This is a genomic window from Bradyrhizobium iriomotense, from assembly GCF_018130765.1.
In the GTDB taxonomy this organism is placed as follows: Bacteria; Pseudomonadota; Alphaproteobacteria; order Rhizobiales; family Xanthobacteraceae; genus Bradyrhizobium; species Bradyrhizobium iriomotense_A.
In genome coordinates this window covers 145988-167652 of the sequence record NZ_JAFCJZ010000018.1, presented here as the reverse complement: position 1 = coordinate 167652, position 21665 = coordinate 145988, and the positions used below count along the sequence as shown (strand labels likewise).

Below are 21665 nucleotides of genomic sequence, written 5' to 3'. Positions count from 1 at the left end.
TGGCCTCCATCTCAGTGGTCGCCATCGGCAGACACTGCCGCGGCGATAGTGGTTGCATTGTCGCCGCCAGAGGCGGGCGAGCCGCCGCCATTGACGGCGGTCTGCAGGTCGGCCTGGGCGAGGAAGAATCTTTGCCTGGCATCGATGGCACCGCGCAGCGACGCCAGGCGCTGCCGCGCCTCCGTCAGCAGTGCAAAGATGCCGACCTGCATGCTGGAGAAACGCAGCTGCATCTCCTCAGTGATGATCTTGCGCAAGGGAACGATCTCGCGCTGGAAGTGGCTGGCGATGTCGTAGGTGGACCGGTAGACGCGATAGGCGTCTCGTGCCTCCGAGCGAACGTTCACGGCACGCTCGGTCAGGCGGTTGAAGGCGAGATTGTAGGTCTCCGCCGCCTGCCGCACGCGGACCTCGCCGCCGTCGAAGATCGGGATCTGGAACTGCACGTCGAAGCCGCGTTCGCGGAACGGCGGCCCTTCCGGATCCTGGGTGCGGCGGGAGATGCCGGCGAGATCAAGCAGCGTCACGAAACGCGTCGCCTCAGTGAGGTTCAACGCTTTCGCCAGCGCCGTCAGTTCCAGCCGCGCGATCTGCAGATCGATGCGATGCGCGACCGCGTCGACCTCGATCGAGGGCAGGGCCTGCGGCCGGCGCGGCAATGGCGGCAACTGGTTGGGCAGACGGAAGTCGAGGCCGTCGTCCCACAGCCCCATCAGGCGCGCGAGTCTTTCGCGCGTGCTGGTCGCGGCCTGCCGCGCGGTCGCGAGGTCGGCGGTCGTCTCGGCGTAGAACACCTGTTCGCGGGCCTGGTCGAGCTTGTTGATCGAGCCGGTCTCGCCGAGCTTGACGGCGAGCTGGGCCGTCGATTCCGCCGTGGCCTTCGCGTCCGTCAGCAGCACCACGAGCTCGTTGCAGGTGACTGCGCGGACATAGGCGCGGCGCACGTCGGCAGCGAGCCGCAACGTCGCCAGCGCCGCGCGCAACTGCGCCTGGCGGAAGCGGTCGCGCGCGATCTCGGAGCGGAACGGCAGTGTTGCGAGGGCGAGGATGTCGCCGACCACCTGGCGCTCGATCTCGTTCGCGCCGTTGCCCGAGATCCGCGAGATCGAGAACACGGGGTTAGGCGGCAGGCTCTGCTCGACCTGTTCGGTTTCGGCCAGCGCCAGTTCGTTGTAAGCGGCTTGCAGCCCCTTGTTGTTGAGCAGCGCGATCTGCACGGCGGTCTCGATGGTCAGCGTGCGCGCCAGCAACCGGCGGACGGTCGCGTCGACGGCCTCGGCGCCTTCGGCTGATCGGACGAAGGCGACGTCCTTTTTGATGGTCTGGCTGGTGAGGTCCGAGACCGTCGTCATGCCGCCGTCCGGCGAGAACGCCATGCAGCCGGCAAGACTTATTGATGAAAGGCCGAACGCGGTGAGCACGAGCAGGCCGCGCGCAAGATGATGTGCCATGGCGCGCTCCTACCGGTCTTGCTTCGGTTGCGGCGTGACGGCGTCATTGCGGTCGCGCCATGGCGCCGGCGTCGCCGGCCGCAGGCTGGTATAGGGCGCGATGGTCGAGCGATAGCCGACGCGTGCCACCTTCGCCGCGGGATCGGCGGGGTCGGCACTGGCGACTTGTGTCGTTGCCGGCATGCAGCCGGACAGCGCCAGCGCGGCAAAGGCCGGCAGCAGCCAATTGAATCGAATGTGTCGTCCACCCACCGCAGATGCGGCGGCGGACTTCGCCCCGGAAAGCGCAAGCATGTCTTATTCCTGATCTGGAACCACAGGTTCGCGCGCGCAAATGCGCGCTCGGACCGACGTCGTTGCGTCAGATCAGGCGATGGGGGGGCGGTAGTGCTGGGGCGGCGCCGTGCTGTGCAGGCTGGCCACGATCTCGGGCGCGCAGGTCGATTTCGGCTGGACCGGTGTCGCGACGCTGGGCAGATCGGCCGGCAGCGCGCTGACGCACATCATCGCGCAGCACGGGCCCACGGTTCCCTTGCCGCCATGTTGATGCGGAGCGGGGGCATCCTTCGCGGCGGTCTGGTGATGCGCGTGGGTTCCCGCATGTTCGTGCGAGGCATCACCATGCTGATGGCCCGCCATCTGGTGATGCACCGGCACGAGGTCGGCGAGGAGTGCGTCGTCAAGGCGCGGCGCGGGACCAGTGCCCAAGGCGAGGCTTGCCGCCGGTGCGAGCACGCAGAACAGATAGGCGAGGGCGATGATCCGCCCCACCCTGATCCGCATCGATCGCGTCAATCGCAACAACATTCCGCCGATAGGCTCCTCGCGCGGCAAGGTTGCACACGCTGATTGCAAACTAATGGCAAAACGCGCGTTCGCCAAGCACCTTCTTACCGCAGTGCACCGCGCATGCCCAATATATCGCCACGTTGCTTGACCCTCTGCTGATCCGCGGGCCATGGTCCGGCCCGTGCACGCGCCAAATCATCCAGAACAAAGACCAGACTCATTCAGCCCTGATTCCCGTCAGGCCTGGATACGGCTCGTTATTGCGCTGGTGATCGGTTCGATCGGCGGCGTCGGCATGTGGGCGATCGTGGTCATGATTCCCGCAGTGCAGGCCGAATTCGCCGCCACGCGCGGCGCGGTGTCGCTGGCCTTCACCCTCATGATGTTCGGCTTCGGGCTGGGCGGCGTGATCGCCGGCAAGATCACGGACCGGTTCGGCATCGTGCCCGCGATGGCGATCAGCATCGCCTTCCTCGGCGTCGCCAATACGCTGGCGGGACTTTCGACGCAGCTCTGGCAGTTCATCGCGGCCTATTTCCTGATCGGGCTCGGGACATCGGCGACCTTCGCGCCGCTGATGGCGGAGGCCTCGCACTGGTTCGAGCGTTATCGCGGACTTGCCGTGACCATCGTCGCCAGCGGTAATTATTTCGCCGGAACGATGTGGCCCCCGATCGTCAACTGGGGCATGCAGTCGATCGGCTGGCGCACCACCCATATCGGTATCGGTCTTGTCTGTGTGGGCCTGATGACGATCCTGGTTCTGGTCCTGCGCGCGCAGATGGGTAACGACACGGTCCATGACCACGCCAAGGCACCTCCGCCGCGGGTCGATCTCAAGCTCTCGACCAATACGCTGACGGTGCTGCTCTCGATCGCCAGCATCTCCTGCTGCGTCGCCATGGCAATGCCGCAGGTCCACATCGTCGCCTATTGCGGCGATCTCGGCTACGGCGTGGCGCGCGGCGCCGAGATGCTGTCGCTGATGATGGCCTGCGGCATCGTCAGCCGCATCGGCTCCGGCTATCTCGCCGACAAGATCGGCGGCATCCGCACGCTGCTGGTCGGATCACTGGCGCAAGGCTTTGCGCTGGTCTTCTATCTGTTCTTCGACAGCCTCACCTCGCTGTATCTGATCTCCGCGATGTTCGGCCTGTTCCAGGGCGGCATCGTGCCGAGCTACGCCATCATCGTGCGCGAGGCGATGCCCGCACGCGAAGCCGCGACCCGCGTCGGCATCGTGATCTTCGCCTCAGTGTTCGGCATGTCCTTCGGCGGCTGGGTGTCCGGCGTGATCTTCGATGCCACCGGCTCCTACGGCGCGGCCTTCGCCAACGGCGTCGCCTGGAACGCGCTCAATATCGGCATCGTCGTGCTGCTGCTGATCCGCTCGCGGATGGGTTCGGTGAAGACCGGTCCGGGCTTTGCGACTTAAACGGCCTGTCCTGCCTTCAGCAGAGTGCAGCCGGTGATCTTGTAGCTGCCGTCCGGCTGCTGCTCGAGCGTGTACAGAGCCTCCCAGGCTTCGCCATTGGCATCGACGATGTGGACGCGCTGGGAGATCCAGCTGCCTTCGCTCTTGCTCTCGCCAAACTCGAAACTCTTGTGACGATAGACCGGTGCGTAGCCGTTCTGCACCATGGACATGAAGATGTCGGGGGCCGGAAAAATCTCCTTGATCGCGGGCGCGGCGTAAGAATAGGCGGCGCTCGCGTCGTCGCGGACGAAGGCCTGCTCCTGGGCGCGGATGACGCCCTGCGCCGCGGTGACGTCGTCGGCGAACGCTGAGACAGAGCTGAAGATCGCACTGAGAGCGACGAGCAAGGCGGCAATGCGCATGACAGGCTCCGCGTTGAAATCCCGGCGGTGCTGATCCTAGCACGCCCCATGGGAAATACGGGCGTGCTATCGCTTCCGTTTCACCGCCGGTTTTGCGGGCTTGGCAACGCGGGCCTTGGCCTTGGCGGCCGTCTGCATCCGCAGGCCGTCGACGAACACGTCCAGCATGCGCAGCACCGAGGATTGCCAGCCGGGCTGGTCGTGCATGTAGCACATGCCGATCAAGGCCCTGAGCAAATCCTCCGGGCTGACATCGGCGCGCATCTGGCCGGCTGCGACCGCGCGGTCGAGCAGCGAGCCGATCGCCTTGGTCAGCCGGTCCATCGAGAAGGCGGCGAGTTCCGACGAACTCTGGAACGTCAACGCCAGTGCGGCCGACATGCCCTTTTTCGTGGCAACGAATTCGACAGCAGAATTCAGCCAGCGGCGCAGTGCGTCGACCGGGTCCTTCGCAGTCTTCAATTGTTCGGCGAGCTCGCTGAGTTGCTCGACCTCGCGCCGGTACACCGCCTCGAACAGATCCTCGCGCGTCGGAAAATGCCGGTAGAGGGTGCCGATGCCGACCCCGGCGCGCTTTGCCACGGCCTCCAGGCTTGCCTCGGGCCCGCCGGCGCTGAACACGGCCTTCGCCGCTTCGAGCACGCGCTCGCGATTGCGCACGGCATCGGCGCGGGGCTTCCGGATCTGGTCGGTGTGGTCGTCCATATCAGCCAATGTAGATCACGAATTGGTTAGATTGAACCCTCACAGGGCTGCATCGCGTTGTATGCGCACGCCCTTTGATGAATTCCAAATATTTTCCGGCGGCCCTTGTTAAGCGGAGGGTGCCTCCGTATCTTCGTGGAGATGTCGGCCGGGTTCCGCCTGGCTGGCGCATATCGACAGCGGCCACGGCGGTGGGCGGTGGGCGCTGGCCGATGACTCATGTCCATATCTGATCGGAGCCTTGTATGAACCACTCCATCAGCCTCACCGTGAACGGTGCGCGGCGCGATTTCGTCCTCGACGATCCGCGCGTCACGCTGCTCGATCTCCTGCGTGAGCGCCTCCATCTCACCGGAACCAAGAAGGGATGCGACCGCGGCCAGTGCGGCGCCTGCACCATTCTCGTCGACGGCAAGCGCATCAACTCCTGTCTCGCGCTCGCCATCAGCCATGACGGCGCCGACATCCTCACCATCGAAGGCGTCGCGCGCGGCGACCAGCTTCATCCGGTGCAAGCCGCCTTCATCGCCCATGACGGATTCCAGTGCGGCTTCTGCACGCCCGGCCAGATCATGAGCGCGATCGGCATGATGCAGGAGGCCCAGGCCGGCAACGATCCCGAACGCATCCGCGAATGCATGAGCGGCAATCTCTGCCGCTGCGGGGCCTATGCCGGCATCGTCGATGCCGTGCTGGAGGCGCAGGCCGGGATGGACGAAACCAACCAGAGGCGCTCCGCATGAAACCGTTCGATTATGTAAGGCCCGCCACGGTCACGGAGGCCGTTGCCGCCGCCGCCCAGCCGGGCGCGGTCTACCTCGCCGCCGGCACCAATCTGCTCGATCTGATGAAGGGCGGCGTCAGCCGTCCCGATCGCCTCGTCGATGTCGCCCATCTCGACGGGCTCGACGCAATCGAGACTCTCGCCGACGGATCGTTGCGCATCGGCGCGCTCGTCAGCAACGCCGATCTCGCGCATGACGCGGAGTTCGCCCGCGCGTATCCCGCGGTGGCCGAAGCGCTTCTTTCCGGTGCGTCAGCGCAACTGCGCAATGCCGCCACCGTCGGCGGCAATCTGCTGCAACGGACACGGTGCGGCTATTTCTACGACACCGCCAGCCGCTGCAACAAGCGCGAGGCCGGCTCCGGCTGCGACGCCAGAGACGGCGAGAACCGCAGCCATGCCGTGCTCGGCTGGAGTGAGAGCTGCATCGCCACCCATCCGTCCGACTTTTGCGTGCCGCTCGTCGCGCTCGATGCCGTCGTCGAGATCGAAGGCAGGAACGGCCGCCGCGAGATCGCGCTCGATGCGCTGCATTGCCTGCCGGGCAACACGCCGGAGCGCGACTCCGCGCTCGAGCCTGGCGATCTCATCGTCGCCGTGCGCTTGCCGCCCGCAGCGCGCGGCTTTGCCACGCATGCCCGCTATCTCAAGGTCCGCGAACGGACGTCCTATGCCTTCGCCGTCGTCTCGGCCGCCGCGGCATTGCGGATCGAGAACGGCAAGATCGCGGAGGCGCGGCTGGCGCTGGGGGGCGTTGCCGCAAAACCCTGGCGCGCCCGTGCTGCGGAAGACGTGCTCAAAGGCGTCGCGCCGACGGCGGATGCCTTCCAGGAAGCTGCCTGGCGCGCGCTCACCGACGCAAAGCCGTCCGGCGACAACGCCTTCAAGATCGAGCTCGCGCGCCGCATCGTCGTGCGCGCGCTGACCCTTGCCGCTGCCGGCACGCCCGCGCGCATTCCCGCGCTGCCGGCCTCTCCCTTTGCTTCGACCTCTGGAGCCATTCATGCCTGAGCTCAACCTCACCAGCGCGCCCGCACATCTGCGGCACGGCTCGAATATCGGCCAGCCGCTGACCCGCCGCGACGGCGTCCTCAAGGTCAAGGGACAGGCGACCTACGCCGCCGACAATCATCCGCCCGGCATGCTGTTTGCGGTGATGGCCGTCTCCGGCATTTCGCGCGGCCGGGTGAGCTCGCTCGACGTTGCGGCAGCCAAGCGCCATCCCGGCGTCGTCGATGTCATGACACCGGACCACAAGCCGCCTCTCGCGGTCGATCCCGAGATCAAGACCAATCCGTTCGTGTTCCGGATGGAGGTGTTGCAGAGCAATGAGGTCCGCTACGCCAACCAGCCGATCGCCGTCGTGATCGCCGAGACGCTGGAGGCGGCCACGGAAGGCGCTGCGCTGCTGGCGCCGCGTTACGAGACGTTGCCGGCGCTCGTGGGGCTCGATGCCGGCGAAAGCTTCGTGCCGCCGGTCGTCGGCGTCGGCAATCCCACGGAGGTCCACCGCGGCGATGTCGAGGCGGGCCTCGCCTCGGCCGAGAAGCAGATTGACGCAACTTACGAGACGCCGCCGCAATATCACAATGCGATGGAGCCGCATGCGATCGTTGCCTCCTGGGACGGCGACCGCCTGCAGATCGACATGCCGACCCAGGGCCTGATGCTGTCGCTGGCGCGCATCGCCGAATTGTTCGGCATCGCGCACGACAAGATCCACATCCGCAGCCCGTTCCTCGGCGGCGGCTTCGGCTCCAAGGGATTGATGGCCGGGCCGCCAACGCTCGGCATCATGGCGGCAAAGCTCGTCGGCCGGCCGGTGAAGCTGGTGCTGCGTCGCGAGCAGATGTACGGCCCGGTCGGTCATCGCGCGCCGACGCGGCAGCGCTTGCGCATCGGTGCCGACGGGGAGGGACGCCTGACCGCGCTCGATCACCACGCAAGGACGGTGTCGAGCACGTTCGACGATTTCTACGAGCCCGCCGCCGATGCTTCGCACACGCTCTATGCGGCGCCTGCGATCCGCACCTCGCACGATGCCGTGCGCGTCAACACCGGCACGCCGCTGTTCATGCGCGCGCCCGGCGAGGCGACCGGCTCAATCGCGCTGGAGAGCGCGATCGACGAGATGGCTTGGGCCTGCGGCATCGACCCGCTCGCCTTCCGCCTGAAGAACTATGCGGAGGTCGAGCCGATCAGCGGCAAACCGTTCTCGTCCAAGGCACTGCGGGCCTGCTACGAGCAGGGCGCGGCGCGGTTCGGCTGGGCGAAGCGTTCGCTTCCGCCGCGGCAGATGCGCGACGATGCCGGCCAGCTGGTCGGCTGGGGCATGGGCACCGCGACCTTCCCCGCCCTGATGTTCCAGGCCGAAGCGCGCGCAGCGATCCGCCGCGACGGCTCCGGGGTGATGGAGATCGGCGCGCATGACATGGGGCAGGGCGCCTGGACGGCGCTGGCGCAGATCGCGGCCGATGCCGTCGGCCTCGATGTTGACCGCGTCGAATTCAGGGCCGGCACGTCCGACCTGCCGGATGCCGGCATCGCCGGCGGCTCGGCGCACACGGCAACTGCGGGTGCTGCGATTCACAGCGCCGGCGCGGCGGTCATCGCAAAGCTCGCCGATCTCGCCACGAACGACGAGCGCTCGCCGCTGTTCGGCGCCGGCAATGCCGGCGTGACCGCGCGGGACGGCAGGTTGATCCGACGCGACGACGAGAGCCGCAGCGAAAGCTATGCCGAGATCCTCGCGCGTGCCGGCGTTGCCGAGGTCGAGGCCCGCGGCACCGGCGCGCCGAATCCTGCGGCGATGGAAGAATATGCGATGCACGCCCATGGCGCGGTGTTCGCCGAGGTGAAGGTCGATCCCGAGCTCGGCCAGGTCCGCGTCACCCGCATGGTCGGCGCCTTCGCGGCCGGGCGGATCGTCAATCCGCACCTGGTGAAGAGCCAGCTGTTCGGCGGCATGATCTGGGGCCTGTCCTTCGCGCTGCACGAGGAGGCAATCACCGATCGGCGCAGCGGGCGGATCATGAACGCCAATCTCGGCGAGTACCACATTCCCGTGAATGCCGACGTGCCGCCGCTCGACGTGATCACGGTCGAGGAGCACGACCCGCATGTGAATGCGCTCGGCATCAAGGGCGTCGGCGAGATCGGCATCACCGGCAGTGCCGGTGCGGTCGCCAACGCCGTCTGGCACGCGACCGGCGTGCGCGTTCGCCGCTTCCCGATCCGGATCGAGGAGTTGCTGACGCAGTCTTGAGAAGTTTTGCTGCACTGACCCCTCGCGCTCAGTGCAGCGAAAAAAGGGGCCTCGTGAGCTCCCGCCGCGAGCCGCCGGCTAGCGGATCGAGCCGGCAAAATTATCGATATCGGGTGAGGAGCGCGCCGGAAACAGCCGCGCGGTCGAGGAGTTGTCGAGCCTTCGCTTGCACTTCGCCTCGTCGTCGTTCTCCTTGCCGCTGCGTTTCGTCGCGAACGCGTCGTCGAGACGGTTGACAATCAGCATGGCGTGATCGCGCTCGAGCGTGTCCGGATTCTTGCGCTGTTCGTTGGAGCGGAAGCCGCCGCCGCCGATCTTGCCCTTCATGTCGTAGTCGCAGCCGGCCTTCCAGTCGCCCTGGTCCCATTTCCAGCCCCGTGCGTTCAGCCGGCCGTCCTTGTCGACGGTGATCTTGATGATGGCGTTGTAGGCGAGCCAGACGCCGGCGAGGCCCGCGCGCCTGTCGTCAAAACCCTCGAGCAGCGCGATCCGCTCACGCTGGAGAGCATCGACATGGTCGCGTGCGTCGGCCGTGAAGTGCATCTCCGAGGTCCGCTTTTCCCAGGCCGGGTGAAGAAATTCGGGGAATTCCACGGCCTGCGTCTGCACCCAGTTGCGCTGGTCTTCGATCAGCGCACGCCGCGTCGCATCGTCCAGGCGCGGCAGCAGTGCCTTCCAGGCGCGGTTCAGTCGCTGGTCGTTGTCGGCGAGGTCAGGGTCGGAGCAGATCTCTTCGTCCGTCGCCGTCATCGGACGCACGCAGTCGAAGCTCGGCGCAATGAACGACGCTTCGGCCTTGTCGGCCACCTCGGACCTGCCGCTTGCGAAATAGGTGCCGGTGATCTGCCACAGATAGTCGCAATCGTCGCGATCCCCGGTCGTATCGTCGCCGCCGAAGGTGACGACGCGCAGGGTTTCGCCCTGGCGGCGGAGCTTGATTGCCGGCGGCTTTGCCGGCTTCGCGTCCGGCCCGCTCGTCGATGAACCCGCGTTCGCCGCACTGGGATTCGCTGGCGGGATCGACCCGCTCAGCCAGTCGCCCGCCGATGTCACCGTCGCGCTCAGCCTGCATCGCCGGTGCTTGTCACTGCCGTAATAGGCGCTCATGTCGACGGTGAGCTGCCGGGCGCCGTTCGCAGGCGGCGAGATGGTGACGCTGCCGAAGGCATTGGCCCATTTGCCGGCGAGCCCGACGCGACCAAAACCGGCTGCGATTTCGCCGAGCACGGTGGCGCGCTTGCGTAGCGTCGCGACAAAATTGTCGCGCAGCTCGGCTTCGTCGACCTCCTGCACGGTGTCGGCGGCCTGCAGGATCATCTCATTGAACCAGGCCTGGTCGCGCTTGAGGAGCGGCCGGATGTTGGCGGGCGTTTTGGCGAGCGCCGCGTCGAATGATTTGTCGATCGTCGCGACGAGCTGGTCGTAGCCCTTCTCCTTGCAAGCGGCGGCCTTGGTCCGGCTGTCGTCGCCATTTGCCGTGCCGCACAGCGTGATCGCTGTCGGCGCGCTGCTGGCAGCACGGAGATCGTCGTCCATGGCGTGGCAGGTGATTGGGGCAAGCAGAACGGCCGTGCTGAGGAGCACGAGGCGGAAGGGGACGAACATCGGCGGCTCTTGGTAAGGCGGATCGTGCCTTGTGCTTGGTCGTCCGCTCCGCCGCCCGGGTTCAGGAAAATTCGGGTGGGCGACCGCCTCGCCGGTCGGTCAATTCATCATCCGGCGCAGAGCCTTGATCTGCGCTCTCTGCATCTCGATGTATTTTTCAATGGCCTTGCGCAGCTCCTGCGAGCGGAGCTTGTCGGTATCGCGCTGCACCTCGTCGAGTGCGGCTTCGGCATTGGCGAGCGTGATCTTCATCTGCGGCCCAGTTACGAAGCGGCCCCGGAGTGCCTAGGAGTCCGGGGCCATAACCTCAGCACCTCTACGCCAGGCTGCTCGGCTACGGCTCCCAATATATAGAGCTTTGGCCAGCAGAAATTGAGCTGGCTCAAGTACCGTAAGATACCGGTGGCTCCGTATGATTGCGGAGGGGCTGATGGCGCGTCAGAACGTCGGCGGCGTGCACGCCGAGATCACTTCGCACGGCTTGCCGCCGACGCAGCGGAAGCGATGTGGGCGGCGGCTCTCGAAATAATAGGCATCGCCGGGATTGAGGATGCGGCGCTCGTCCTCGACGGTGACTTCGAGCTTCCCCGATATCACGATGCCGCCTTCCTCGCCGTCATGGACGAGATGGACGCGTCCGGTGTCGCTGCCGGGCTCATAGCGCTCCTTCAGGATCTGCAGGCTGCGGCCGAACAGATTGTCGCCGACCTGACGATACGAGATCGGCTTCTTGCCGACCTCCGTCAGTTCCTCCGCGCGGTAGAAGATCTTGCGCCTGGACTCCGGCTCCAGCGCGAAGAACTCGGCGAGCCCCATCGGGATGCCGTCGAGGATGCGCTTGAGTGCGCCGACCGACGGGTTCATCTGGTTGGATTCGATCAGCGAGATCGTCGAGTTGGTGACGCCGGCGCGTTTGGCGAGTTCACGCTGCGACAGCTTGTGGCGCGCCCGGATGAATCGCAGCCGTCCACCGATGTCGACGCTCATAGCCCAGGTCCCGTGTTGCAGGTGTTGCGGATCGCGCAAATATGGACCGGCTGCCCCAGCGAAATCAATGGCTTGCAGGCCGTCAGAAAAGGACTTGTTGCGGTTTCCAAGCCGTGGCTCTGCTAGCGGGTCAGCAAAGGAGCGCGGCCGTGACCCTTCATCAGATTCCGAACACTATCAAGACCGACTCGTTCTGGATGCCGTTCACGGCCAACCGGCAGTTCAAGAAGGCGCCGCGCCTGTTCTCCTCGGCCGAGGGCATGCACTACACCACCGTCGACGGCCGCAAGGTGATCGACGGCTCCGCCGGCCTCTGGTGCGTCAATGCCGGCCACGGCCGCAAGCAGATCGCCGCCGCAGTCGAGCGCCAACTGATGACGCTGGACTTCGCGCCGACGTTCCAGATGGGCCATCCGCTGGCATTCGACTTCGCCGAGCGCCTTGCCGAGATTGCGCCGAAGGGCCTCGATCGCATCTTCTTCACCAACTCCGGCTCCGAGTCGGTCGACACCGCGCTGAAGATCGCGCTCGCCTATCATCGCGCCACCGGCCAGTCGAGCCGCACCCGCCTGATCGGCCGCGAGCGCGGCTATCACGGCGTCGGCTTCGGCGGCACGTCGGTCGGCGGCATGGTTGCCAACCGTCGTGCGTTTGCGACCCTGCTGCCGGGCGTCGACCACATCCGCCACACCCACGATCTCACCCGTAACGCCTTCGCCAAGGACCAGCCCGAGCATGGCGTCGAGCTCGCCGACGATCTCGAGCGTCTGGTGGCCCTGCACGGCGCCGAGACCATCGCCGCCGTCATCGTCGAGCCGGTGCCGGGTTCGACCGCGGTGCTGCCGCCGCCGAAGGGCTATCTGCAGCGCCTGCGCGAGATCTGCGACAAGCACGGTATCCTGCTGATCTTCGACGAGGTCATCACCGGCTTCGGCCGCCTCGGCACGCCGTTCGCCGCCAACTTCTTCGGCGTCACGCCGGACCTGATGACGACGGCCAAGGGCATCACCAACGGCTCCATTCCCTGCGGCGCGGTGTTCGCGAGCCGCAAGGTGCATGACGGCATGATGGTCGGCCCGGAGAACCAGATGGAGCTGTTCCACGGCTACACCTATTCCGCGCATCCGACGGCCTGCGCCGCGGGCATCGCGACGCTCGACATCTACAAGGACGAAGGCCTGCTCACGCGCGGTGCATCGATCGCCGAATACTGGCGCGATGCGCTGCATTCGCTGAAGGGTCTGCCGAACGTCGTCGACATCCGCAATTGCGGCCTGATGGGCGCGGTCGAGCTGGCGCCGCGCGACGGCGCCGTTGGCGCGCGCGGCTATGACGTCATGGTCGACTGCTTCAACACCGGCCTCTATCTGCGCATGAGCGGCGACAGCTTCGCGATGTCGCCCCCGCTCATCGTCGAGAAGAGCCATATCGACCAGATGGTCTCGATCCTCGGCGACGCCATCAAGAAGGTGGCCTGATAATTGCTCTCGCCGTTGCGAGTTGTTTCCTTGCAGCGGCGAGCGTGATGCCGCGGGAGTTTGACGAAGCGTGAAAGTTCTGATCCTCGGCAGCGGTGTCATCGGTGTCACCTCTGCCTACTACCTCGCACGTGCTGGCCACGACGTGACGGTCGTTGACCGTCAGCCGGAGCCGGCGCTGGAGACCTCTTTCGCCAATGCCGGCGAGGTGTCGCCCGGTTATTCCTCGCCCTGGGCCGGCCCAGGCGTGCCGGTGAAGGCGGTCAAGTGGCTGCTGATGAAGCACGGCCCGCTGGTGATCCGGCCGAAGCTCGATCCCGTCATGTGGGTCTGGCTGCTCAAGATGCTGCGCAACTGCACCAGCGCGCGCTATGCGGTCAACAAGAGCCGGATGATCCCGATCGCGGAATACAGCCGCGACTGTCTGCGCGATCTGCGTCGCGACATCGGCATCCAGTATGATGAGCGGTCGCAAGGCACACTGCAGCTGTTCCGCCACCAGTCCCAGCTCGACGGCACGGGCGAAGACATCGCCGTGCTCAAGCAATATGGCGTGCCCTTCGAGGTGCTGAGCCGCGAGGGCTGCATCGCGGTCGAGCCGGCGCTCGGCGGCGTGAAGGAGAAGTTCGCCGGCGGGCTTCGGCTGCCGCAGGACGAGACCGGCGACTGCCACATGTTCACGCAGGCGCTGGCCAAGCATGCCCAGGCGCTCGGCGTGCGCTTCATGTTCAACACCGGCATCGACCGCATCGTCACCGACGGTGCGCGCGTCAGCGGCGTTGCGACCAGTGCCGGCCTGTTGCAGGCGGACGCTTATGTGCTCGCGCTCGGAAGCTATTCGTCGCAGATGGCCGCACCGCTCGGCATCTCGCTGCCGGTCTATCCGGTGAAGGGCTATTCGATCACGGTGCCGATCAAGGACGCCTCCGGCGCGCCGGAATCGACCGTGATGGACGAGAGCTACAAGGTCGCGATCACTCGCCTCGGCAATCGCATCCGCGTCGGCGGCACCGCCGAAATCTCGGGCTATTCGAGCAAGTTGTACGACGCCCGCCGCGCCACGCTCGATCATTCGCTGACCGACCTGTTCCCGCGCGGCGGCGATCTCTCCAAGGCGACCTTCTGGAGCGGCCTGCGTCCGATGACGCCGGACGGCCCGCCCGTGATCGGCCCGACGCAGTACGCCAACCTCCACCTCAACACCGGCCACGGCACGCTCGGCTGGACCATGTCCTGCGGTTCGGGGCGCGTGCTCGCCGATATGGTGTCCGGCAAGAAGCCGGACATCGATGTGAGTGCGCTGTCGGTGGAGCGGTACAAGTACCGGTTTGGGTGATTTCTTCGCCTCTCCCCGCGTGCGGGGAGAGGCCGGAATTTGCGTAGCAAATTCCGGGTGAGGGGGAGTCTCCGCGAGTCTCACTCTGACTGGTTGTGCGGAGAGAGGCCCCTCACCCCAACCCTCTCCCCGTAAGAACGGGGAGAGGGAGAGCCGTCAGCTCGCCGCCGTCACGCAATTCACCCACAGCACTACCGCTTTCGCAGCATTTGCCGGATTCGAAAACCGGTGCGGTCTTCGGCTCGCGAACCGAAAGCTGTCGCCCGTCTTCAGCGACCAGGTCTCGCTGTCCACCGTCAGCATCATCTCGCCTTCGAGCACGAGGCCGGCCTCTTCGCCGTCATGGGTGTAAAGCTCGTCGCCGGTGGAACCGCCGGGCTCCAGATGCACCAGGAACAGGTTGAGCCGGTTGTCGGCGCTGGCCGGACTCAACAATTGCTTCGACACGCCCGTGCGCCAGAGTTTCAGCTCGGGCCGCTGCAGGCCGCGTGTCACCACCTGATCGGAGGCGCCGTCGGCGCTCGGGCTCGCGCCGAACAGTGCGGCGATGCCGACACCGAGCACGTCGGCGAGCGTCGCCAGCACCCGCAGCGATGGTGACGACAGGCCGCGCTCGATCTGGCTGAGGAAGCCGATCGACAGGTCCGTGCGCGCGGCGACCGTCTCCAGCGAGAACTGCCTGATGCGCCTGAGGTCGCGGATGCGGCGGCCGACGGCGACATCCATCGCGGGCTCGGCCGGCCTGGTGACAGGCTTGGTGACGGCCTTGGCTTTCACCTTCCTGGCCGGCTTTGCGGCAGCCGGTTTGCGCATTCTTTTGCCACCGCTCACGTCAAACCGCTTCCTTCATGTGCATGAAAACCGCTTGCATCGCTAGCGAAAGTGTGACCAAATTTTCATATTGGTGAAAATAGGCCGAAACGGCTTGGCCCGCAACGTCTGCGATCAAGACATCTGCGGGTGCCGCTTCGGTCGGGCCCAAAGGGGGATGCGATGAAGCGTTTTGTTCAGGCCGCAGTCGCGGCGCTCGCGCTGTTTGCCGCCGCGCCTGGCTCGGCGCAGCAGGTGCTGAAGGTCGGCTCGACGCCGACAGGCATTCCCTTCACCTTCCTCGACACCAAGACCAACACCATTCAGGGCATCATGGTCGATATCATCACCGAGGTCGGCAAGGACGCCGGTCTCAACGTGCAGATCGAGCCGATGGCGTTCTCCGCGCTGATCCCGTCGCTGACCTCGAGCAAGATCGACATCATTGCTGCTGCGATGTTCATCACCGCGCCGCGGAAAGAAGTCGTCGACTTCTCCGACCCGATCTACACCTATGGTGAAGGCCTCGTGGTGCCTAAGGGCGATGCCAAGGCCTACGCTGCACAGGAGGACCTGAAGGGCGAGACCGTCGGCGCCCAGGTCGGCACCGCCTTCGTCGATGCGCTGAAGAAGTCCGGCCTGTTCGCGGACGTGAAGGCCTACGACACCATCCCCGACATCCTGCGCGACGTGAACACCGGCCGTCTCAAGGCTGGCTTCGCCGACTATCCCATCCTCGCCTATAACCTGAAGCAGGGCGGTTTCCCCGACGTGCGTCTCGTCGACAGCTACAAGCCCGTCACCGTCGGCTCGGTCGGCATCGGCGTGCGCAAGGGCGAGACCGCACTGCTCGGCAAGATCAATGCCTCGCTGGCGAAGCTGAAGGCCAACGGCACCATCGACAAGATCCTCGAGAAATGGGGCCAGAAGGCGCAAGGCTGATCGATAGAGACTGATCGAAGGCTGCCCGATGAAAGGCTTCTGGCACGACGCCGCCGAGTTCTTCCCGATCCTGATGAACGGCGTCGCGTTGACGATCGTCGTCACCATCGGCTCGCTGCTGCTCTCGACGGTGCTCGGGCTCGTCTGGGCGATGATGCGGGTCTCCGGCATCAAGGCGCTGTCGATGCTCAGCGCCAGTCTGATCAACGTGATCCGCGGCATCCCGATCATCGTGCTCTTGTTCTACCTCTACTTCGTGATGCCGGATCTCGGCGTCACGCTGTCGGCCTTGCAGGCCGCCATCCTCGGGCTCGGCATTGCGTACTCGGCCTATCAGGCGGAAAACTTCCGCGCCGGCATCGAGGCGATCGACAAGGGGCAGATCGAGGCGGCGCAGTCGATCGGCATGGGCTGGTGGCTGACCATGCGCCGCGTGGTGCTGCCGCAGGCGGTGCGCATCGTGCTGCCGCCCTATGGCAACGTCATGATCATGATGCTGAAGGACTCTTCGCAGGCCTCGACCATCACGGTCGCCGAGCTTGCGCTGCAGGGCAAGCTGATCGCGTCCTCGACCTTCAAGAACACCAACGTGTTCACGCTGGTTGCGCTGATGTATCTCACCATGAGCATTCCGCTGATCCTGCTGGTCCGTCACTTCGAGAAGCGGGCCGGCAAGCGATGATCGAGCTGAGCGACGTCCACAAGAGCTTTGGCAAGGTCGAGGTGCTCAAGGGCATCACGGCCTCCGTCGAGAAGGGCGAGGTGGTCTGCATCATCGGGCCATCAGGATCCGGCAAGTCCACCATCCTGCGCTGCATCAACGGTCTCGAAAGCTATGACCGCGGCGAGATCAGCGTCGAGGGATTGAAGGTCGACCGTGACGCGCCGTCGATCGTGAACATCCGCACCCAGGTGTCGATGGTGTTCCAGCGCTTCAACCTGTTCCCGCATCGCACCGCGCTGGAGAACGTGGTCGAAGGTCCGCTCTTCGTGAAGAAGGAGCCGCGTGCCCAGGTGCTCGAGCGTGGCCGCGCGCTGCTTGCCCAGGTCGGGCTTGCCGAGAAGGCCGACGCGCATCCGCCGCAGCTCTCCGGCGGCCAGCAGCAGCGCGTCGCGATCGCGCGGGCGCTGGCGATGCAGCCCAAGGCGATCCTGTTCGACGAGCCGACCTCGGCGCTCGATCCCGAACTGGTCGGCGACGTCCTCGGCGTGATGCGCAAGCTCGCCGACGACGGCATGACCATGGTGGTGGTCACCCACGAGATGGGCTTTGCCCGCGACGTCGCCGACCGCGTGCTGTTCATCGACGGCGGTGTCATTGTCGAGCAGGGACCCGCGAAATCGGTGCTCAATCAACCGCAGCACGCGCGGACGCAGGACTTCCTGCGCCGCGTGCTGCATCCGCTCTGACCGGACTTCGCCATGACGCGCCTGCCTCTGCCGCCCTCGCTCTATGCCGACACCGCCGTTGCGCCGGTCGCGACCCCGCCGCTCGATACGGACAAGACCGTTTCCGTCGCGATCGTCGGCGGTGGTTACACCGGGCTTTCCACGGCGCTGCATCTGGCGGAGCAGGGCGTCGAGGCGCTGGTGCTGGAGGCGCAGGAGCCGGGATGGGGGGCATCCGGCAACAATGGCGGCCACACCAATCCCGGCCTGAAGCACGATCCCGATCAGATCGAAGCCGACTTCGGCGCCGACCTCGGCCGCCGGATGATCGCGTTCTCCTACGGCACGCCGAATTTCACGCACGACCTGATCCGCCGCTACCAGATTCCGTGCGAGGCGCGGCAGAACGGCACGCTGCGCGCGGCCTACAATGAGGCCAGCGCGGTCGCGATCGAGAAGACCGCGCAGCAATGCATCCGACGCGGCATGCCGGTGTCGTACCTGAACCGCGAACAGCTGCGCGAGATGACGGGCACCGACCGCTACATCGGTGCCATGCTTGACACGCGCGGCGGCGATCTGCATCCCCTGAGCTACGCCCGCGGTCTCGCGCGCGCCGCGATCTCGGCGGGCGCGAAAGTCCATGGCGAAACGCCGGCGTTATCACTGCGCCGCGAGGGCACGCGCTGGCGCATCGAGACGCCGCGCACGGTTTTGCATGCCGACAAAGTGCTACTTGCGACCAACGGCTTTACCGACGATCTCTGGCCGGCGCTCCGCCGCACCATCGTGCCGGTGTTTTCCTCGATCGCCGCCACCGCGCCGCTCTCCGACGCGGTCGCCCGCTCGATCATGCCGACGCGCCCCGTCCTCTACGAGAGTGGCCACATCACCGTCTATTATCGCATCGACCAGCAGAACCGCCTTCTGATGGGCGGCCGCGGCCCGATGCGCTGGATCGACTCGCCGAACGACGTCGCCTATCTCATGCGTTATGCGGAGAGGCTGTGGCCCCAGCTCAAGGGCGTCGCCTGGACCCATGGCTGGAATAGCCGGCTCGCCATTACCAAGGATCACTATCCACACGTGCACGAGCCCGCGGAGAGCATCCTGATCTCGCTCGGCTGCAACGGCCGCGGCGTTGCGCTCTCGACCGCGATGGGCGCGCAGCTTGCTCGACGGCTGATCGGTGGCGTCAAGGCCGAGATCGACATGCCCGTGACCGGCATCAAGCCGATCCCGATGCATGCGTTCTGGCCGGTCGGCGTGACCACCGCGGTGATCGCGGGTCGCGTGCGGGACCGGCTGGGCATTTAAAAAGGCGCCGCCTCGTTACGGGCGGTGCCTTGCAGGAATTGCAGGTTGCGTCAGCAGCGGCCCTGCTTCCACAGTCCGGGCGGGCAGCCGTGACCGCGCCAGCCGACCTTGCGCCCATGGTACCATCCGGGCGGCGTGCCATGGTGATGATGGCCCATCGAATGGCTATAGCCATGACCATGACCGTGTCCGCCGCCATGGCCGCCCTTGGCCATCACGGGGCTCGTGAGTGTGAGGCCGGCTGCAACGATCAGCGACGCGGCGAGCGCAAGTTTCTTCATGTGTCCTCCAGTGGGGCGAGCGCACTTGTCCGTTCGATGAACGAACGATGTGCAGCTAAGTTCCTTGCAAATGTGGAGGAGTCGTGACGCTCGCTTAGATGTGCAATCGCACATCGGCTCAACGCGTGCTGGCACATTCGCGCTTGCGACGTGTCCGCGGTTCACCGCCGGCACGCTCTCTCGTCAATAGACTCTAGGTCTCCGCCACCGCATCGGCCCAAGGCTGGAAGATCTCGACTGCACCGGAGTTGATATCGCCGTCGCGCATCACCACGCTCGGGCAGGCGAACTTCATCGGCAGGGTCTGCACCGGTGCCTCCTTGTAATCGAAGCGCGCGGCGAGCGCCTTGCGCGCGTCCGCCGGCAGGCGGGTATCGCCGAGCACGATCGCGCCTTCGCTGCAATCGATGCGCGGCTGGTGGATGGCGGCATCGAGGTCCATGCCGAAATCCATCGCAAAGGACACGAGCTGCATGACCGAAGGCAGGATGCGGCGGCCGCCGGAGGCACCGACCGCGAGGCGCTTGCCGTCCTTGGTCTCGGCGATGACGGGTGTGTAGTTGGTGAGGCAGCGCTTACCCGGAGCCAGCGAGTTGGTGGTGCCCGGTGTCGGATCGAACCACATGATGCCGTTGTTCATGGGAATGCCGGTGTGCGGCGTCACGTATTTCGAGCCGAAGGACGAGAGCAGCGTCTGCGTCACCGCCGCGATGTTGCCGTCGCGGTCGACCACGGAGAAATGCGTGGTGCAGGCGGGCGCGAGATATTCGGCGCCGAGCGAGCGCTTGCCATCGGCATCGCCCATATCCTTGAGCCGCTCGCGATAGGCCGCTTGCAGAGCCACCGCATATTCGGCGTAGGCGGCAGCGTCGGGCGTGCCTGACGGCTTTAGGTTTTCCTGCAGCAGGCGCAGCGCATGCGCCATGGTCGGCCCGGCCGTGAGTTCCGGCGTCGCAAACACCTTGCCGCCGCGATAGGGGATCGCCAGAGGCTCGCGCAGATGGCTGCGGAATGCTGCGAGATCCTCCACCGACAGCGAGCCGCCATCGGCCTTGATGTCGGAGGCGATGCTTTTGGCGAGGTCGCCCTGGTAGAAATCGCGCGGTCCGGCCTCGGCGAGGTGCAACAGCGTCGCCTTCAAATTGTCCTGCGGCAGCCGTGTCTCAGCCTCGATGCTCCAGGGCGGGCTCGGGGGCAGGCCGTCCTTCAAAAACATTGCCGCGCTCGCGGGATAGCGCCTGAGATCTGTGGCCGAACCCGCGATCGTCAGTGTGGTCCACCAGTCGGCCAGCAGGCCCTCGCCGGCGAGGGTGACGGCGGGCGCAACCAGGTCTTTCCACGACATCCTGGCGTGGCGACGGTGCGCCTCCTCCATGCCGGCGACGACACCTGGCACAGCGATCGCGGCGGGACCGTGAACGTTGCGATCGTCCTTCACCCGCGGCCAGGGAAACAGGTCCGAAGCGACGCGGTCTCCGGTGATGGGATAATCGGCGGCGCGCACGCTCTGCGGCGCACACATGCCGTAGTCGATCACCTCGTAGCGATTTTCCTTGGCGCGGTAGAGCACCATCGCGCCGCCGCCGCCGATGCCGCTGTTCCAGGGCTCCAGCACGTTCAGTGCCATCGTGGTTGCCACGATCGCATCCACGCAGTCGCCGCCCGCCGCCAACACCTCCGCTCCCACCTCGGCCGCCCGCCGCGACTGCGCGGCGACGATACCGCCCTTGGACTTGACGGCGGGTTTGCGGACGGTTTGGGCGAGGCTGAACTGATGAGACATGGTGTCGCTTTGTTGTCTTGTTATCTATCTTGGCTTCGTTGCGTTGACCCGCTCAGCAATTGGCGGAGCGCGCGGACAATGGCACATTGCCGCCAACGAGAACATCCAAGGGGAGACGCGACATGGCAGGTGTGAAACAAGCGCGGGATGGCGCGGTCGGGATTCTGACCCTCGACGAGCCCGCGAGCCTGAACGCGATGACGCCAGACCTGCTCGGCGCGCTCGCCACCGCCATCACCGGGATGACACAGGACGAGGGCGTGCGTGCCCTGATCCTGACCGGCGCCGGGCGCGGCTTCTGCTCGGGCCAGAACCTGAAGGCGGCCGGGGCGCTCGGCGAGGACCTCGCGGCGGGCGTGATGCGCTTCTACTGGCCGGCCTTCAAGGCGCTGCGAGAATGCAGCGTGCCTGTCGTCGTCGCCGTCAACGGGGTGGCGGCCGGCGGCGGCTTCAGCCTCGCGATGGCTGGCGACATCATCGTTGCGGCGCGCTCGGCGAGCTTCATCCAGGTGTTCAGCCGCATCGCGCTGGTGCCCGATCTCGGCTCGACCTGGCTGCTGCCGCGCCTGGTCGGCCGACAGCGGGCGCTCGAGCTGATGCTGCTCAACGAGCCGCTGACGGCCGAGCACGCCCAGGAGATCGGTCTGGTGCGGCAGGTCGTCGACGACGCGAAGCTGATGGACGAGGCGCTGGTGCTGGCGCGCCGCCTGGCGGAGGGCCCGACGCGCGCTTTGGTCGCAACCCGCGCGCTGGTCGAGGAGAGCGAGCACGCGACTTATGAAGCGCAGTTCCGCCGTGAGATCGAGCTTCAGGCCGCAAGAGCGCGGATGCCGTCGAAGGCCGCAATGCCTTCGTCGAGAAACGCAAGGCGAGGTTTACGGGACAGTGAAGGGGCTGCCGTCCC

The 21665-nt window shown here is 66.1% G+C and carries 21 protein-coding genes and 1 pseudogene; 11 read left to right on the top strand and 11 right to left on the bottom strand.

What is annotated here, in order from left to right; all coding sequences use genetic code 11:
* Positions 1-11: 11 nt before the first annotated feature.
* The 3 genes from JQ635_RS27685 to JQ635_RS27675 all read right to left on the bottom strand — a co-directional run bounded on the left by JQ635_RS27685 (position 12) and on the right by JQ635_RS27675 (position 2258).
* The gene (locus tag JQ635_RS27685; protein WP_211412939.1) at positions 12-1451 is read right to left on the bottom strand and encodes a TolC family protein; all 1440 of its coding nucleotides are present in this window, start codon (positions 1449-1451) and stop codon (positions 12-14) included.
* A gap of 9 nt (positions 1452-1460) precedes the next feature.
* Positions 1461-1745 (bottom strand): hypothetical protein, encoded by a 285-nt coding sequence (locus tag JQ635_RS27680; RefSeq protein WP_211412938.1) that lies wholly within the window; start codon positions 1743-1745, stop codon positions 1461-1463.
* A 72-nt stretch (positions 1746-1817) separates the two neighbouring features.
* On the bottom strand, positions 1818-2258 hold the full coding sequence (locus JQ635_RS27675) for a hypothetical protein (protein WP_211412937.1): 441 nt from the start codon (positions 2256-2258) through the stop codon (positions 1818-1820).
* 151 nt (positions 2259-2409) lie between these two features.
* Here JQ635_RS27675 and JQ635_RS27670 point away from each other — a divergent pair, with 151 nt between their 5' ends.
* Positions 2410-3675, top strand: a complete 1266-nt coding sequence (locus JQ635_RS27670) for an MFS transporter (RefSeq protein WP_211412936.1) — start codon at positions 2410-2412, stop codon at positions 3673-3675.
* Here JQ635_RS27670 and JQ635_RS27665 read toward each other — a convergent pair.
* Positions 3672-4079, bottom strand: a complete 408-nt coding sequence (locus JQ635_RS27665; protein WP_211412935.1) for a DUF4864 domain-containing protein — start codon at positions 4077-4079, stop codon at positions 3672-3674. The genes JQ635_RS27670 and JQ635_RS27665 overlap by 4 nt on opposite strands.
* Positions 4080-4145: 66 nt before the next feature.
* Positions 4146-4784 carry a TetR/AcrR family transcriptional regulator gene (locus JQ635_RS27660; protein WP_211412953.1) on the bottom strand — a complete coding sequence of 213 codons (639 nt, stop codon included), beginning with the start codon at positions 4782-4784 and terminating at the stop codon, positions 4146-4148.
* A 245-nt stretch (positions 4785-5029) separates the two neighbouring features.
* On the opposite strand from JQ635_RS27660, the gene JQ635_RS27655 reads away from it, so the two are divergent.
* The 3 genes from JQ635_RS27655 to JQ635_RS27645 are packed head-to-tail and all read left to right on the top strand — an operon-like array spanning position 5030 to position 8833.
* Positions 5030-5527, top strand: a complete 498-nt coding sequence (locus JQ635_RS27655; RefSeq protein WP_027562563.1) for a (2Fe-2S)-binding protein — start codon at positions 5030-5032, stop codon at positions 5525-5527.
* Positions 5524-6579 (top strand): FAD binding domain-containing protein, encoded by a 1056-nt coding sequence (locus tag JQ635_RS27650; RefSeq protein WP_211412934.1) that lies wholly within the window; start codon positions 5524-5526, stop codon positions 6577-6579. Before JQ635_RS27655 ends, JQ635_RS27650 begins: the two co-directional genes overlap by 4 nt.
* Positions 6572-8833, top strand: a complete 2262-nt coding sequence (locus tag JQ635_RS27645; protein ID WP_211412933.1) for a xanthine dehydrogenase family protein molybdopterin-binding subunit — start codon at positions 6572-6574, stop codon at positions 8831-8833. The genes JQ635_RS27650 and JQ635_RS27645 overlap by 8 nt, the downstream gene beginning before the upstream one ends.
* A 78-nt stretch (positions 8834-8911) precedes the next feature.
* Here the strand turns inward: JQ635_RS27645 and JQ635_RS27640 are convergent, their stop codons facing one another.
* The 3 genes from JQ635_RS27640 to JQ635_RS27630 form a co-directional block, all read right to left on the bottom strand.
* Positions 8912-10438: a lysozyme inhibitor LprI family protein gene (locus JQ635_RS27640; protein ID WP_211412932.1), complete on the bottom strand. Its 1527-nt coding sequence runs from the start codon at positions 10436-10438 to the stop codon at positions 8912-8914.
* A 99-nt stretch (positions 10439-10537) separates the two neighbouring features.
* The gene (locus JQ635_RS27635; RefSeq protein ID WP_211412931.1) at positions 10538-10690 is read right to left on the bottom strand and encodes a hypothetical protein; all 153 of its coding nucleotides are present in this window, start codon (positions 10688-10690) and stop codon (positions 10538-10540) included.
* Positions 10691-10876: 186 nt separating this feature from the next.
* Positions 10877-11425 carry a cupin domain-containing protein gene (locus JQ635_RS27630; RefSeq protein WP_018646206.1) on the bottom strand — a complete coding sequence of 183 codons (549 nt, stop codon included), beginning with the start codon at positions 11423-11425 and terminating at the stop codon, positions 10877-10879.
* Positions 11426-11574: 149 nt separating this feature from the next.
* On the opposite strand from JQ635_RS27630, the gene JQ635_RS27625 reads away from it, so the two are divergent.
* Positions 11575-12903: an aspartate aminotransferase family protein gene (locus JQ635_RS27625; protein WP_211412930.1), complete on the top strand. Its 1329-nt coding sequence runs from the start codon at positions 11575-11577 to the stop codon at positions 12901-12903.
* Positions 12904-12973: 70 nt separating this feature from the next.
* Positions 12974-14239 carry a D-amino acid dehydrogenase gene (locus JQ635_RS27620; protein WP_211412929.1) on the top strand — a complete coding sequence of 422 codons (1266 nt, stop codon included), beginning with the start codon at positions 12974-12976 and terminating at the stop codon, positions 14237-14239.
* Between the two features lie 156 nt (positions 14240-14395).
* Here the strand turns inward: JQ635_RS27620 and JQ635_RS27615 are convergent, their stop codons facing one another.
* Positions 14396-15052 carry a helix-turn-helix domain-containing protein gene (locus JQ635_RS27615; RefSeq protein ID WP_211412928.1) on the bottom strand — a complete coding sequence of 219 codons (657 nt, stop codon included), beginning with the start codon at positions 15050-15052 and terminating at the stop codon, positions 14396-14398.
* Positions 15053-15232: 180 nt separating this feature from the next.
* On the opposite strand from JQ635_RS27615, the gene JQ635_RS27610 reads away from it, so the two are divergent.
* The 4 genes from JQ635_RS27610 to JQ635_RS27595 are packed head-to-tail and all read left to right on the top strand — an operon-like array spanning position 15233 to position 18697.
* Positions 15233-15991 (top strand): ABC transporter substrate-binding protein, encoded by a 759-nt coding sequence (locus JQ635_RS27610; protein ID WP_211412927.1) that lies wholly within the window; start codon positions 15233-15235, stop codon positions 15989-15991.
* Positions 15992-16019: 28 nt separating this feature from the next.
* On the top strand, positions 16020-16673 hold the full coding sequence (locus JQ635_RS27605) for an amino acid ABC transporter permease (RefSeq protein ID WP_211412926.1): 654 nt from the start codon (positions 16020-16022) through the stop codon (positions 16671-16673).
* Positions 16670-17401, top strand: coding sequence for an amino acid ABC transporter ATP-binding protein (locus JQ635_RS27600; RefSeq protein ID WP_018646199.1), 732 nt, complete (start codon positions 16670-16672; stop codon positions 17399-17401). The genes JQ635_RS27605 and JQ635_RS27600 overlap by 4 nt, the downstream gene beginning before the upstream one ends.
* 12 nt (positions 17402-17413) lie before the next feature.
* Positions 17414-18697, top strand: coding sequence for an NAD(P)/FAD-dependent oxidoreductase (locus JQ635_RS27595; protein ID WP_211412925.1), 1284 nt, complete (start codon positions 17414-17416; stop codon positions 18695-18697).
* Positions 18698-18747: 50 nt separating this feature from the next.
* Here JQ635_RS27595 and JQ635_RS27590 read toward each other — a convergent pair whose 3' ends face one another.
* Both JQ635_RS27590 and JQ635_RS27585 read right to left on the bottom strand, forming a co-directional pair.
* Positions 18748-18978: a hypothetical protein gene (locus tag JQ635_RS27590; protein WP_211412924.1), complete on the bottom strand. Its 231-nt coding sequence runs from the start codon at positions 18976-18978 to the stop codon at positions 18748-18750.
* A 193-nt stretch (positions 18979-19171) separates the two neighbouring features.
* Entirely contained in the window at positions 19172-20761 is a 1590-nt protein-coding gene (locus JQ635_RS27585) for a gamma-glutamyltransferase family protein (RefSeq protein ID WP_211412923.1), read from the bottom strand.
* A 122-nt stretch (positions 20762-20883) separates the two neighbouring features.
* Between JQ635_RS27585 and JQ635_RS27580 the strand changes: the two are divergent.
* Positions 20884-21650, top strand: a pseudogene (locus JQ635_RS27580) (enoyl-CoA hydratase-related protein).
* Positions 21651-21665 lie beyond the last annotated feature (15 nt).

Coding starts and splice junctions, on each gene's coding strand:
- JQ635_RS27610 (WP_211412927.1), top strand. CDS start 15,233: ATGAAGCGTTTTGTTCAGGCCGCAGTCGCGGCGCTCGCGCTGTTTGCC.
- JQ635_RS27655 (WP_027562563.1), top strand. CDS start 5,030: ATGAACCACTCCATCAGCCTCACCGTGAACGGTGCGCGGCGCGATTTC.
- JQ635_RS27585 (WP_211412923.1), bottom strand. CDS start 20,761: ATGTCTCATCAGTTCAGCCTCGCCCAAACCGTCCGCAAACCCGCCGTC.
- JQ635_RS27590 (WP_211412924.1), bottom strand. CDS start 18,978: ATGAAGAAACTTGCGCTCGCCGCGTCGCTGATCGTTGCAGCCGGCCTC.
- JQ635_RS27645 (WP_211412933.1), top strand. CDS start 6,572: ATGCCTGAGCTCAACCTCACCAGCGCGCCCGCACATCTGCGGCACGGC.
- JQ635_RS27605 (WP_211412926.1), top strand. CDS start 16,020: ATGAAAGGCTTCTGGCACGACGCCGCCGAGTTCTTCCCGATCCTGATG.
- JQ635_RS27665 (WP_211412935.1), bottom strand. CDS start 4,079: ATGCGCATTGCCGCCTTGCTCGTCGCTCTCAGTGCGATCTTCAGCTCT.
- JQ635_RS27660 (WP_211412953.1), bottom strand. CDS start 4,784: ATGGACGACCACACCGACCAGATCCGGAAGCCCCGCGCCGATGCCGTG.
- JQ635_RS27640 (WP_211412932.1), bottom strand. CDS start 10,438: ATGTTCGTCCCCTTCCGCCTCGTGCTCCTCAGCACGGCCGTTCTGCTT.
- JQ635_RS27635 (WP_211412931.1), bottom strand. CDS start 10,690: ATGAAGATCACGCTCGCCAATGCCGAAGCCGCACTCGACGAGGTGCAG.
- JQ635_RS27670 (WP_211412936.1), top strand. CDS start 2,410: ATGGTCCGGCCCGTGCACGCGCCAAATCATCCAGAACAAAGACCAGAC.
- JQ635_RS27630 (WP_018646206.1), bottom strand. CDS start 11,425: ATGAGCGTCGACATCGGTGGACGGCTGCGATTCATCCGGGCGCGCCAC.
- JQ635_RS27680 (WP_211412938.1), bottom strand. CDS start 1,745: ATGCTTGCGCTTTCCGGGGCGAAGTCCGCCGCCGCATCTGCGGTGGGT.
- JQ635_RS27615 (WP_211412928.1), bottom strand. CDS start 15,052: ATGCGCAAACCGGCTGCCGCAAAGCCGGCCAGGAAGGTGAAAGCCAAG.
- JQ635_RS27675 (WP_211412937.1), bottom strand. CDS start 2,258: ATGTTGTTGCGATTGACGCGATCGATGCGGATCAGGGTGGGGCGGATC.
- JQ635_RS27650 (WP_211412934.1), top strand. CDS start 5,524: ATGAAACCGTTCGATTATGTAAGGCCCGCCACGGTCACGGAGGCCGTT.
- JQ635_RS27685 (WP_211412939.1), bottom strand. CDS start 1,451: ATGGCACATCATCTTGCGCGCGGCCTGCTCGTGCTCACCGCGTTCGGC.
- JQ635_RS27600 (WP_018646199.1), top strand. CDS start 16,670: ATGATCGAGCTGAGCGACGTCCACAAGAGCTTTGGCAAGGTCGAGGTG.
- JQ635_RS27595 (WP_211412925.1), top strand. CDS start 17,414: ATGACGCGCCTGCCTCTGCCGCCCTCGCTCTATGCCGACACCGCCGTT.